At 59.5% G+C, this 12,372-nt stretch carries 9 protein-coding genes; 3 read left to right on the forward strand and 6 right to left on the reverse strand.

The genetic code is table 11. The features are described 5' to 3' along the window. The first annotated feature begins 141 nt into the window (after positions 1-141). The 3 genes from XH93_RS30165 to XH93_RS30175 all read left to right on the forward strand — a co-directional run bounded on the left by XH93_RS30165 (position 142) and on the right by XH93_RS30175 (position 5,189). Entirely contained in the window at positions 142-1,974 is a 1,833-nt protein-coding gene (locus tag XH93_RS30165; RefSeq protein ID WP_194475378.1) for a caspase domain-containing protein, read from the forward strand. A gap of 60 nt (positions 1,975-2,034) precedes the next feature. Then, on the forward strand, positions 2,035-2,892 hold the full coding sequence (locus XH93_RS30170) for a class I SAM-dependent methyltransferase (protein ID WP_194470263.1): 858 nt from the start codon (positions 2,035-2,037) through the stop codon (positions 2,890-2,892). Between the two features lie 239 nt (positions 2,893-3,131). Beyond that, positions 3,132-5,189, forward strand: a complete 2,058-nt coding sequence (locus XH93_RS30175; protein WP_194470264.1) for a hypothetical protein — start codon at positions 3,132-3,134, stop codon at positions 5,187-5,189. Positions 5,190-5,406: 217 nt separating this feature from the next. Here XH93_RS30175 and XH93_RS30180 read toward each other — a convergent pair whose 3' ends face one another. The 6 genes from XH93_RS30180 to tssE form a co-directional block, all read right to left on the reverse strand. After that, positions 5,407-5,589 carry a hypothetical protein gene (locus XH93_RS30180; RefSeq protein ID WP_194470265.1) on the reverse strand — a complete coding sequence of 61 codons (183 nt, stop codon included), beginning with the start codon at positions 5,587-5,589 and terminating at the stop codon, positions 5,407-5,409. A 186-nt stretch (positions 5,590-5,775) separates the two neighbouring features. Continuing rightward, on the reverse strand, positions 5,776-6,063 hold the full coding sequence (locus XH93_RS30185) for a hypothetical protein (RefSeq protein WP_139485523.1): 288 nt from the start codon (positions 6,061-6,063) through the stop codon (positions 5,776-5,778). Positions 6,064-6,128: 65 nt separating this feature from the next. Beyond that, positions 6,129-8,810 carry a type VI secretion system ATPase TssH gene (gene tssH, locus XH93_RS30190; protein ID WP_194470266.1) on the reverse strand — a complete coding sequence of 894 codons (2,682 nt, stop codon included), beginning with the start codon at positions 8,808-8,810 and terminating at the stop codon, positions 6,129-6,131. Beyond that, positions 8,810-9,832: a type VI secretion system baseplate subunit TssG gene (gene tssG / locus XH93_RS30195; RefSeq protein ID WP_139485525.1), complete on the reverse strand. Its 1,023-nt coding sequence runs from the start codon at positions 9,830-9,832 to the stop codon at positions 8,810-8,812. Before tssG ends, tssH begins: the two co-directional genes overlap by 1 nt. A gap of 19 nt (positions 9,833-9,851) precedes the next feature. Further along, on the reverse strand, positions 9,852-11,816 hold the full coding sequence (tssF, locus tag XH93_RS30200; RefSeq protein WP_194470267.1) for a type VI secretion system baseplate subunit TssF: 1,965 nt from the start codon (positions 11,814-11,816) through the stop codon (positions 9,852-9,854). Positions 11,817-11,821: 5 nt separating this feature from the next. Then, positions 11,822-12,367, reverse strand: a complete 546-nt coding sequence (gene tssE / locus XH93_RS30205) for a type VI secretion system baseplate subunit TssE (RefSeq protein ID WP_244626750.1) — start codon at positions 12,365-12,367, stop codon at positions 11,822-11,824. Between the last annotated feature and the right edge of the window lie 5 nt (positions 12,368-12,372).

A 12,372-nucleotide genomic window follows, 5' to 3' on the forward strand; every position in this document is an offset into this window, starting at 1 on the left:
TTGAACGTCCGCCCCCTCATAACTGACAAATTGGGGTCGAGATCGCCACTTCGTGAAACGCGGCCGGCGCCATTGCTCGATGCGTGGGATTTTGCCGCTTTTCAACGAAGCAAGTGATCTTGTTGGAGGTTCGCCATGGACATGGATAGACTCCTCAGAGTTTTCATTCTCCTTATTGGTTCAATTCTATTCGCTTCTCAGCCAGCGTGGGCGACCAAGCGAGTCGCGCTGGTGATCGGAAACTCCACCTATCAAAACGCACCATTACTTACAAATCCAGCCAATGATGCTGCCGCTATCGCCGCGACTCTGAAACAGGCTGGATTCGATGTGGTGGACGCTCGGCTGGATCTGGCCTCGAGCGGCATGCGGCGGGTACTGAGGGATTTCGCCGATCAAGTCCGCGACGCCGACATTGCCATCGTCTACTATGCAGGTCATGGCATCGAAATTGACGGCACGAATTATTTGATCCCGACAGATGCCAGGCTCGAACGCGACACCGATATCTATGACGAGGCTTTCTCGCTCGATCGGATCCTATTGGCGATCGAGCCCGCAAAGCGGCTGCGTGTCGTGATAGTCGACGCCTGCCGCAATAATCCCTTCACCGACACGATGAAAAGAACGGTCACTTCCCGATCCATCAGCAGGGGGCTCGCCCGTGTCGAGCCCGCCGCGTCCAATACGCTGATCGCGTTTGCCGCAAAGGCGGGATTGACGGCACTCGATGGCAATAGCAAGAACAGTCCATACGCAACGGCGCTTGTAAAGTATATCGCAAAGCCTGGGCTCGACTTGCGCAGGGCCTTCGGCTTCGTCCGCGATGACGTTTTGCAAGCCACGGGCAATCGACAGGAGCCCTATGTCTACGGCTCATTGGGCGGCGACGACGTGGCACTCGTACCCAAGCCAGAGGAAGCGGCGCCACCTATAAACGCCTCTTCTGACATTCGTCGCGACTACGAGCTGGCCCTGCAAGTCGGCAATAAGGCCGCCATGAGCGCATTCCTCGCCCAATATCCTGAGGGCTATTACGCGAATTTGGCCAAGCTTCGACTCGATCAGATCGACGCTGAGAACGCACGCGTTGCGGCGATCGATAAAGCTCAGCAGGCCGAGCCGAAAGAATCCCAGCCGTTGTCGGAAAACGCCCGGCGCGCCGAGCAGGTGGATGCGGCTGCAGGTGCGAAAGCTGCAGATGGCGCCCGTATTGCTGCCGAAAAAGCAAAACAGGCAGCGCAGGAACCAGCGACCGACGCCGAACGGAAGCGGACTTCAGCCGTCGCCTCAACGGTCGCCGTGCCCTCCACCAATGAACCCCTCGTTGACGGCGCAAAGCCGAATAATTCCGAAGTCGCTTCTCCTGCCCAGAATACGGAGGGCACGAAGGTTGCCGCCTTGAGCGCAGTGCCGCCGCAGGCCAATCTTGCCAAGGCGGTTCAGAGCGAATTGAACCGGGTTGGTTGCTTCAGCGGCACGATCGATGGCGACTGGGGCGCGGCTTCCCGCCGCTCACTGACACTGTTTAACCGGCACGCCGGAACCAAATTCGCCGTCGAACTTGCCACCCTCGATGCCCTCGATGCCATCAAGCTGAAGCCGTCGCGCGTCTGTCCGCTGATCTGCGAGCATGGCTACCAACGAGACGGCGACCAGTGCAGCAAGATCACCTGCGCCGAGGGCTCGTTTCTCAACGATGACAACGAATGCGAGAAGCGCCGCGCGAGAAAGCCGCTCGCAAAGCGCGACACGGACGAGCGCCCGGTACGAGCGGCCCGTCCGGTCCGCGAGAGATCCGAGCCGAAGGCGGATGTTCCCCGACGACAGGCGACCGCCAGGACGCCGAGCGGCAGTGGTCAGATCATGTGCGATGCCTATCTCTGCCGCCCGGTCCGTCACGGATGTCATCTCGAGTACCGCGGCGGCGGCGGTCCGGGCGGCGGCACCGGCAATGTTGAGGTCTGCAATTAGAACAGGCTCTTTTCCCACTTTCCTGCCCGCCTTGCCGGGAATGCTATAACGATTGGAGCGATGCAACCGGGGCGACCAAGTCTGACAGCTCTGAGCGCCGCGCATTTGCGGGCGGCGCATCAGGTGCTGGATGGAGCGTCCATTCTGGCCGACCCCTTGGCCGCACGTATTCTCGGACCCGATGCCAGGTTTTCGCTCGATTACGCGCGCCTGTCCGCATTGGTCTCGCGCGCTGAATTGTCCGGGCCGCTGTTGCGCTGGTTCATTGCCGCCCGTTCGCGCCTTGCGGAAGACGCCCTGCATACTGCAATAAGCAACGGGGCGACCCAACTGGTGGTGCTCGGCGCCGGTTTCGATACGCTGCCATATCGAATGCCGCGCTCGTCCAATATACGCATTTTCGAGGTCGACCATCCCGCGACGCAGGCGCGCAAACGCGAGCGATTGGCGATGGCCGCAATCGAAGTGCCCGAAACGCTTTCCTACGTCGCGATGGACCTCGAAGAGCAAACGCTCGCGGCCCCGCTTCAATCGGCCGGCTTCGAAGCCGCCGAACGCAGCTTTTTCAGCTGCCTCGGCGTGATGCCCTATCTCACCGAACAGGCAATCTTCGCAATTTTTGATTATGTGGCGCAACTGCGCGGTGGTGCTGAGGTGGTGTTTGACTATGTCTGTTCAACCGGTTCGCTTCGCCCGATCACCTGTGCGCCACCGCGGGCAATCGCCGAAGCGCCAGCGACGGGACAACAGATCCGGAGCTATCTTGAGACGACGGACCTCTGCTCGAAGCTCAGCATGACCAGCTTCCGAACTGTCGAGAACATGGGTCCCGAGCAAATTGCGGCCCGCTTGTTTCCCGATGCGGGTCGTGGCGGTTCTCTAAGCGGCTGCCACATCATGCGCGCGGCGACCGGCTGACGAACCGGGTCTGCCAGGCTTTTCATCAGGCAAGGCGCTCGATTCGAATGCCATGTCGCACGTGCCGAAGAGCTGAAGTTGTGTACCCCATCATGCCGCTCCAGCAAGAACCGGCGTCTGCCATAGCAGGCCCCACTCGAATGCGGGTCTTGTGGACGCATCTCGACGACCCTGCTATGCTGCAATGCGCTTGGTGAAAATGACCAAGGGTTGCATGGAATCTTCTGGGAGGTCGCGACGTGGCGAGCTTCGAAATGTTTCCGCGTGATCCAAACCCGACGTTCTTGTCGAGTGGCAACAACGCATCGCTCTCGATAATCTCCGGTCCATTGAATGCTGTACATGTCGCTTTGCGCGGCGGCGTAATGATCGATCGGGAACTGGAAGTCGAGGTCGATCTCGCCGGCGCAAATGTTGTCAAGATCGAACGCGCATTTCTCACTGCACCACCAGACCTTCGCGTATTCCGGCTGACCGGAGCAAACGTCGGAAGCACGATCATAGACGCACGTGAGCCTTCCTCCAAACAGGTCATGGCGAGTCTGTCGGTCCTTGTAACGGAACCACAATCCGCCGCATCACCACCGAAAGTTCTTGCTGTCGATCCGTTGGCGAACTTTGAGATTGGTTTTGTCGAAGGATTATCGACGGCCAATGGCACGGCGGCCGTTAAGGCCCTGATCACGGCGATCAGGACAAACCCCGGGAAGTTCTACGCGGGCTATGTTGATGGTGCGGTGTCGGGCTTGTGGGCTGGCGTAAAGGATCTCTTCGATGGGCTCGTCGCACTGGGCGCGATCGCTCCGTACGTAGGGCTGGCAATGGTGCCTGGTGTTGGAGCGGCGGTGATTGCATGGAAACTTTCCGATCCTGAATTCCAGAAGAAGGCTAAGGAAAAAGCTGAATGGGTTGGATCGGTCGCCGAGGCCGCAAAAGGCGTGGTGGAGGAATTCAACCACGATAAGGCAGGATCGGTTGCCAGGTATCTAAATGCGTCGAGAGATGCTGGTCGCAAGATCGGGGAGGCTTTCGCTGCTGAGATCGACAAAAAGACCGGGCTGGGAGGACCGATCGAGTATGGCCAGTGGATTGGCTGGGCAGTCGGCCGCATCGCGTTCGAGGTCATTGTGATTTTTGCAACCGAAGGCATCGGCGAGGTTGTGAAGGGCGCAAGTGTTAGCGGCCAGGGATTAAAAGGCGTTCAGGCGGTAGGCGAAGCCGCCGAATTGTTTGCGCGCGTGCGTTCAAAGATCCAGGAGGTTCTCAAGAGCCTCCCGGCGTTGGAAAAGTTCGTCAAGACACTGACGAAAACAAAATCCGCCGCAGAAGCCGCGGCTCTGGCCAAGGTGGTCACAGAGGCCGCGGAAGCGGCGGCGCGCGCGAGCAAGGCCGCGGAAGCGGCAAAGGCTGCGGCAGGGACGGCCGAGGCGGCTGAAGCCGCAGCGAAGGCAGCGGAAGCATTCAAGTTCGCGGAGGCGGCGAGGAATGCGAAGACCTCCGCGGAAGCCGCCGAGGCAGCTTCCAAGGCGAAGTCCGCCGCAGAGGCTGCCGAAGCGGCAGCTGCAAAGGCGAAAGCACCAGTGGCTGCCGCCGCCGCTACCAAAGGGACCGCAGCCTCGCTCCAATTGGAAACGATAACCGGAATCAACTCTACCGAGCGTGCAGCAGTTGAGGCCCTGGATGAGGCTGCCTGGAACCGAATCAAGGGTTACGCGAAAAGCAACAAGAATCCGTTCTCCGTGAAAGGTAAGATCGGAGAGGAAATATTCAGGGTGAGCAATAAGTTTGCAGAGTTCAAACAGCAGGTTCTTCAACTTGCCAAACAGCGCGGCATCCCCGAGGACGCCATTCGCTTCGTGGGCGATGCCAGTGGACGCACTCCGACGCGCGTGAGCATGGGATCAGTTGGAGAACTGACGGACGGCATGTTCGTTGCCGAGCGCGACGGGAAGTTACACATTCTTGGCGTTGTCGAGTCGAAATCTCCGTCGAACATGGCCGAATTGGCCGCAAAGAGGGTAGACGGGAAAGCGGAGTTCCTGGGACAAGCCGAGTGGGATTTTGAAAGACTTCGGCAAGTCCCCACGAAAGTTGGCGAACACTGGTACCAGCCACGAGACGTTATCGTGCACCGAAACTCGACCGCCTGGATGGGTGTAACGCCCGCAGAAAAGTCGCTTTCCAAGGCAGCATTAGGTCGTATCCAGAAAGGCCTTCCGAATTTTACTGCCGTCCAAAACATTGTCCGCGATGAGGTGATGAACGAAATAGCGCGACGAATATTGGCAGCAGTATGATGACGTCAGGTCGCACTTGATGCGGCCTATTTGGAACGGGATATCCGGGTCACACTTTCAGTGATCTTATGCTGTGACAACTGCGCGGCCGCTTTCGGAGACGATGGCGGCGACCGCGGCTAAAGTCGAAAGAAAACAGCCGGCCAGACACTGGCCGTGTAGGGCCTCGCCGTTCGGGGCACCGGCGCACAGAACGCCTCGAAGCACAATCTCTGGCTCAACGACCCCGCTTCTTGGTGTTCTTCCGGGTCGCCTTGGCAGGCTTTTTCTTCGACACCGGCTTTTTTCCGCTCTTGCTCGGTTGCGCCTGCTGCGGCCCGCGCAATTCGGTCCGGAGCGACCGCAAGTCTTCCTCGATCTGATCGGTCAGACCCTGCAATCCAGAGAGCAGATTGAACATGACAGGATCCGTCTCGGCGGAAACATGCTTTGCAGCCTCCTTGAAATTCTCTCTCGCAATAACGTAACCACTCACAGCGCTCCTCCTCCATTTGTCTCGATTCCGGTGCGTATTGCGAAGATAATCCCTCGTCCACGCCCGCCGCTTTCGTTGCTGGCCAGGGTACCCGGCGGCATCCGTCGAATGCTACGCCTCTTCCTCATAGCGCCACAGATCACCCCATTCGGCATTCCACAGGTTGTCGGGATCGATAACCACTATCGGTATTTTCTTCGAGTTTGCGAGTTGGATCGCCGTCGCCAGCGCGTGCAGGGCGGGCCCCTCCTGGCTTGTCATGTCCGCCGGCAACCGATCCGGAGCCGCCGTCTTTGGACAATGCACGATCCCCATGTGGGATCCATCCTTGTCGAAAAGCGTCAAGCTGATTGCATCTGGCTGGACTTCATCAACTCGCTCGAAGCGGTTTCTGGACATCTGTTCACCGGTGCTTGGCTCGCGATCGCGCAAATGCAGCCGTCACGGCCCGTTGCGAAAGACTGTCACTTCCATGCATACGCAAACTCGTCATTCTCGATAGAGACCGAAATCTCCTTTACCTCCTCGCCGGAAAGCGATCGCTTGAGAAATTCGCGGGACATCGCCGGCAGCAAGGTGTTGTTGATGATGTTGTCGATCATGCGCCCGCCGGAATCGGGATCATTGCACATCGACACGATGTGATCGACAACAGCCGGATCGTAGCTAAACGCAGCCTCGTGATTCTCGCTGACCCGTCGGCCGATCCGATCCAGGGCGAGTTGCACAATTCCACTCAACATCTTGTTCGACAGCGGATAGTACGGGATCGAGACCATTCTGCCGAGCAATGCCGGCGGAAACACCTTCAGCAGCTCCGGCCTGAGCTCTTTCGCCAATGCTTCGGAATCCTCGCGGAATTTCGGGTCAGCCGAGAGCCCCATGATCAGGTCGGTACCGACGTTGGTGGTCAGGATGATCAGCGTATTCTTGAAATCGATTCGCCGGCCATTGCCATCATCCATGAACCCCTTGTCAAACACCTGGAAAAAAATCTCATGAACATCGGGATGAGCCTTCTCGACTTCATCGAGCAGGATCACACTATAGGGTTTCCTGCGAACCGCCTCGGTGAGGCGACCACCTTCCCCGAAGCCAACATAACCGGGAGGCGCACCTTTCAATGAGGAGACGGTATGCGCCTCCTGAAACTCCGACATGTTGATGGTGATCATGTTCTGCTCGCCGCCGTAAAGCGCCTCGGCGAGGGCAAGCGCCGTTTCGGTCTTTCCTACGCCCGACGGTCCGCACAGCATGAAAACACCGATCGGCTTGTTCGGATTGTCGAGACGCGCGCGGTTGGTCTCGATGCGCCGGGCGATCATCGCGAGCCCGTGGGATTGCCCGACCACGCGGCGGTTCAGAATTTCCGGCAATCGAAGCACGTTCTCGATTTCGTCCTTCAGCATTCGCCCGACGGGAATCCCCGTCCAGTCGGAGACCACGCACGCAACAACATGTTCATCGACATGTGCGTAGACCATCCGCTTTTCGGGATCCCGCGACTCCAGCCGCCTGAACGCGTCCTGCAGCTGCTTTCGGACCTCGTCCTTGTCGGATGGCGTGTCCGGCGTGGTCCCTGCGGGTTTGTCGGCGGCAGGATCTTTGGACGAATCGAGACTGCTTCGCAGTCTGCCAATCTCGTCGACAATTCCCTTCTCTGCCGCCCAGCCTGAATCAAGAGCCGCCAATCTCTCCTGCAACGCCGCGATCTCGGCGTCGATTGCGGCAATTCGGCTTTCGCTGCGAACACCGAGTTCGGCGTCGCTGGTCAACGCAACCTTCTCACCTTCGAGCGCGGCGACGGAAGAGGTCACATCTTCGATCATCGCGGGGACTGCGCTCTGGCTGATGGCCACGCGCGCCGCAGCGGTGTCGAGCAGGCTCACGGCCTTATCCGGCAGCTGACGCGAAGGAATGTAGCGATGCGACAGTCTCACAGCAGCGACGATTGCCGCGTCCGAAATCCGCACCTTATGATGCTTCTCCATCGGACCCAGGATGCCGCGCAACATGTCGCAGCATTTCTGGACGTCCGGCTCGTTGATGAGAATGGGCTGAAAGCGCCGCGTCAGCGCCGGATCTTTTTCGATGTATTGCCGGTATTCCGACCAGGTCGTCGCCGCGATCGTCCGGAGCGTTCCCCGCGCCAACGCCGGCTTGAGCAGATTGGCTGCATCACCGGTGCCCGCCGACCCGCCGGCTCCAATCAGCGTATGCGCTTCGTCGATGAAGAGGATGATGGGAGTTGGCGATTGCTGCACTTCGTCGATCACCGAACGTAGCCGCTGCTCGAACTCACCCTTCATCGAGGCGCCCGCCTGCATAAGGCCGACATCCAGCACGCAGAGCCTGACGTTGCGTAATGGCGGCGGTACCTGCCCCGCCGCGATGCGCTGGGCAAATCCTTCGACCACCGCGGTTTTTCCAACTCCCGCCTCGCCGGTGAGGATTGGATTGTTCTGACGCCGTCGCATCAGAATGTCGATGATTTGCCGGACCTCGTCGTCGCGCCCGAGAATTGGATCCATCTCGCCCGACCGCGCCTTGGCGGTGAGATCCTGGGAGAACCGGTCAAGAGCCGTTGTACCTTTTGCGCCCGCCGCATGCTCGGCTCCCGGCGTGCCTGACGCCACCGCTCCCGAACCGTCCATCGGGCGCAAGGTTTCCTCTTCGGATCCGGCCCAGATCTTGCGGTGCTCGGCGGTCAACAAATCAACCGAGATCTTTGCGAATTCCGGCGACACGTTGACGAGCGCCCGCGTGAGCTCGCGAGATTGCAATACGCCGACCAGGATGTGGCCGGTCCGGATCTGGGTTTCCCCGAAGAACAAGGTCGCGTAATGCCACCCGCGGTCAAGGGTGTCCATGACCGTATTCGAGACCGCCGGCATCTCGGTCTCGTTCTTGCGGAAGCCGTTCACCACCGAAGTGATGTCCGCGGACAGCCTGCCGCGATCGAGCTTGAAATGATCCGCCGTGAGCCCGATATCGGTACGCTCGCTTTGCAAGATATGGGCTAGCCAATGCGCGAGCTCGACGTTGCGGTTGCCGGCGCCCTTAGCCTGGCGCAGCGCCTTGAAAAACGCCTCATATCCAAGCCTGTTGAGCTTGCCCGCGACTGCCTCGATACTGATATCGACCATCAGTTCCCCCTTCGCCTTCCCGCGCGCTTGTGTCGCATTCGTTCGGCGGGATGAAAACGCGCGTCGCGGCGGAATGCATCCGTCAACGTCCAGTTTGGCGACATCCAGGTGGTCCATCCGAGCTGGCCGAACTGGCCCAAACGGATCGGCTCCGCTGCGCCCGACGGTATCGCCAGCTCCGCGTCCCAGTCGAGTTGCTCGCCATTGTAGAAAAATACGAGGTCAGCCAGCGGCTCACACAGATCACCGGTCGGCAGGAAGCGCATGTATTGCGCCAGGTTTCTCGTGAAGATCCTGATCCGGATCTTGTCCTGCACGCTGAAGATACGTTGACCAAGCAGTGCGTCGCCGCCAAGAATGTTATACCGAGCCCCGAGCATGGTCCATTCGGACGACTCGATCGTCAGCCGCGTACCGACGAATTCGTCCACTTCTGTTTCGACGCCGAACAGGCCTCGGATCGCTGCGGCGAGACGCGAGGCAGATTTGGCTTTTGCCCCCAGAAGACCGGCAAGGCCGAGCTTTGCTGCGTCTGGAACGCTGTCAAGGTTACCATAGGGTGCCGATCCGACACCTATTGCGGAACCAATATAGGCGACGAAGCGGTCCTGCTCGGGCCTGTCATGCTGAGCGATCGGCCTGGAATCGGCCCAGGCCCGGAAGAACAGCTGAATGAAACGGTGGTTGAAGATATCGAGAAAGCGCGGAAAGGCGTCATCCCGCGCGATCACGTTATGATGCGCTTCTTCGGTAATGGCGAGCGGCAACGCGCCTTGCGGCCCCAACAGGCCAAGATACTTGACAAATATCTTCAGCGGCTTGTCTTCGTCCTGTACCACGCGCGCAATGTTGGACGCGGGAAAGTCCATGAATGGATCCTGCCCGAAGACGACGAACTCATCCCGCCTCGCCGCACTGTCGCTGATCCGGGGCCGATCCCTGTGCTTGCGTTCGAGATGCCGCAACACGGCAAAGTAGTCGAATCGCCAGGGCTCTTCTTGCAGGTCTCGGAGGAAGGTCATGGCCACCTCGGTACTGGCGTCATAACGACCTGCGCTTTCCCATTCGGGGCGGCCAGCGCATGACCTCACCGCGCTCGACGGAGCGGACTACGGTCTGAGTGAAATGATTGAACCCGGAGTACTCCGCAAAGAACCGGTCGAGGACCGCGCCGAGCAGGAAGATGCCAGCGCCTTCGAACGGCCTCTCATCAATCGTCACGCTGATTTCAATACCCCGTGCAACTCCAATACCGGTGCGCTCGCGAATGCGACGAACAATCGGCCGGCTGTCAACATCCCGGACACCGCGAATGCGGCGCTCGGTGATGCTGTCAGCCATGTCCGCGAACATCGCGAGGGTTTCGCGCAGCGCCTGGGCATTGCGACCAGCGCCGCGCTCGACCAGGCCAAGGTGATTGGTGCTCAGCAAGTTGACGAGCCGCCACGTAACCGTGCCGGTGTGTGCTGTTTCGCTCCGGCTTCGCAATTGCGCCACCACGGGCTCGCGTGGAGGCGTAGGTCCCGCCACACATACAAGATCAAGGCTGAAATCATCGAGTAAGCGAAAATCGGCGCCTCCAACGCCGATCGGCAGATGCTCGGTGAGATGCCGATTGGAACACAACGCGCGCACGCTTAGCTCCGCGACGGAGGCCTGCTTGTCGTCCACATTCGGCTCGCTCAGCGAGATGAACATGTCGGTCCCGACGTAGTCGGAAGAAAGGCCTATGCGCTTCTCTTCTACCGTACGCCGCCGCGGCAGCCGTCGTGTCGTATAGTGAAGACCCGCCGCATGCTGTGACCCATCGAGCGATGCCGCATAGAGTGGCTGGACCGGAATCTTGTCCTGGCCGCCCGGAAAATGAGCATAGACATCGAGCAGCCGGTGCGGTTCGAAGTCAAGGTAGTGACTGCGGTCCGGTATCACGTGATACTCGTGCTGGTTCGATTTGAGCGCGATGCGATCGGTGGTCTTTTCGAACAGATTGATGGCGGGCGCTGCATACATCGCGAACATTTCGGGACGTATCGCGGCGGTCAGTCGCGCATTGACTTCGCCGAACACAAAGAGGATGTCGACCGTCTTGGCCTTCAGCAGTGGCAATACCTCGCGCAGGGCGGTCAGATTGCAGCCGAGGAATTTTCGCGGAAACATGAAGTACTCGCGAAGGAGATCAAATCCCTCGAAAAGGCGATGGTCGTTCGGAAACAACCTTTCGTCGCGTTCGAAACCAATCTGTTCGAGACAGTTCGCCGATGCGCGATGGATGACCGGGTCGCCGAACTCGTCAAGACACCGAAAATAGATACCTTTGCAGTGAGCAAACAGCTGTTCATAGAGGGCGATCGAATCGGCCTCGGGACCGATGAAATAGAACGGCAGATTCGACGTACCACAGCCTGCAAACTGCATCTCGTCCTTGTGGATTCCCTCGGCGTCGGGCGGCTCATCCTCCAGGCGCGGCGTCGTGCGATGCGTCAAGGTCAGCCGCATGCCTGCCAGCCCCTCGGCACCAACCGCAAGGCCGAGCGCCTGGAGCGGCGCTGGCGATGGAAAGTATTCCGCACCAGTCAGCTCAAACGGCCACACCACGATATCGCTGCAAAGCCGGTAACGGCACGCGATTTGACGATCGAGCTGGCGAAAGGTGGCGTCGAGATAAGCTCCGCGGCCGATCGCACGCCCGTCGCGCAACGCCTTGTCACCAAACACCGGGATGACCTTCGTCAGCATCATCGACGGTGTTGGGGCAAGGTAGTGTGGCGCCAGTTGCTCCAGGAGGTTGTTGGTAAACTCCGGAAATTCGTGCTTCAGCTTGAGTTGTACACGCGCTGCTAGAAAAGCAGCCCCCTCCAACAACCCGCCTATCATCGGGTCAATGCGGTCGTCGAGGAGACCGCCCAACCGCTCTGCGATACCCGGATACTCGCCAGCGAATTCGCGCGCCTGCTCGTTAAGCAGCTGAAGTTCCCGATTATATAGATCGAGAAATTCTCGGTCCATGGAAGCTACACACGATTGATAACGATTTTTCCGGCGTCGATCACGTCGGCGATAAACTCGACCGGAACGTGCACCGGATGACACACCAACTCGGCCCGAACGACGAACCGCACCTTGAGCTCGGTCACGTTGACGGTCGTATCGCGCTCAATCTGCAACGAAGACGGCGCTAGCCGAGGTTCGTAGTTAAGGATCGCGGTCCGGATCTCCTCCGGAATGTCATCAACCGCAGCCTCGTCGATCGAGAGGCGGGCCAGATCCGCGATCCCGAAGTTGAGGATCGATTTGCGCACATGTGGCACCTCGCTCATATCGATTGTCGATGCCATCGCGATCGTATTGAGCAATGAATCCAGATCGCGGGCGACCTCGCGGCGGAGCGCGGGCTCTGTGATAACCTGGCGGGCTCGCAGCCTGCGACCCGCGATGACGCGTTCGCCGGCTTCATCGCGCAAGTCCACCGTCTTCTGGGCGTCCTTGGCGAGGTGCGCCGAACGGAACACGTGCATCAGCGGTGGGCTGAGACGAGTCTTGATGTCTCGGTCGGCCATCGCCT

This window comes from Bradyrhizobium sp. CCBAU 51753 (assembly GCF_015291565.1).
Classification (GTDB): Bacteria; Pseudomonadota; Alphaproteobacteria; order Rhizobiales; family Xanthobacteraceae; genus Bradyrhizobium; species Bradyrhizobium ivorense.

Bases quoted from the DNA above. Each gene is read 5' to 3' on its own strand.
- tssF (WP_194470267.1), bottom strand. From the start codon at position 11,816: ATGGACCGAGAATTTCTCGATCTATATAATCGGGAACTTCAGCTGCTT.
- XH93_RS30170 (WP_194470263.1), top strand. From the start codon at position 2,035: ATGCAACCGGGGCGACCAAGTCTGACAGCTCTGAGCGCCGCGCATTTG.
- tssG (WP_139485525.1), bottom strand. From the start codon at position 9,832: ATGACCTTCCTCCGAGACCTGCAAGAAGAGCCCTGGCGATTCGACTAC.
- XH93_RS30165 (WP_194475378.1), top strand. From the start codon at position 142: ATGGATAGACTCCTCAGAGTTTTCATTCTCCTTATTGGTTCAATTCTA.
- XH93_RS30180 (WP_194470265.1), bottom strand. From the start codon at position 5,589: ATGTTCAATCTGCTCTCTGGATTGCAGGGTCTGACCGATCAGATCGAG.
- tssH (WP_194470266.1), bottom strand. From the start codon at position 8,810: ATGGTCGATATCAGTATCGAGGCAGTCGCGGGCAAGCTCAACAGGCTT.
- XH93_RS30185 (WP_139485523.1), bottom strand. From the start codon at position 6,063: ATGTCCAGAAACCGCTTCGAGCGAGTTGATGAAGTCCAGCCAGATGCA.
- tssE (WP_244626750.1), bottom strand. From the start codon at position 12,367: ATGGCCGACCGAGACATCAAGACTCGTCTCAGCCCACCGCTGATGCAC.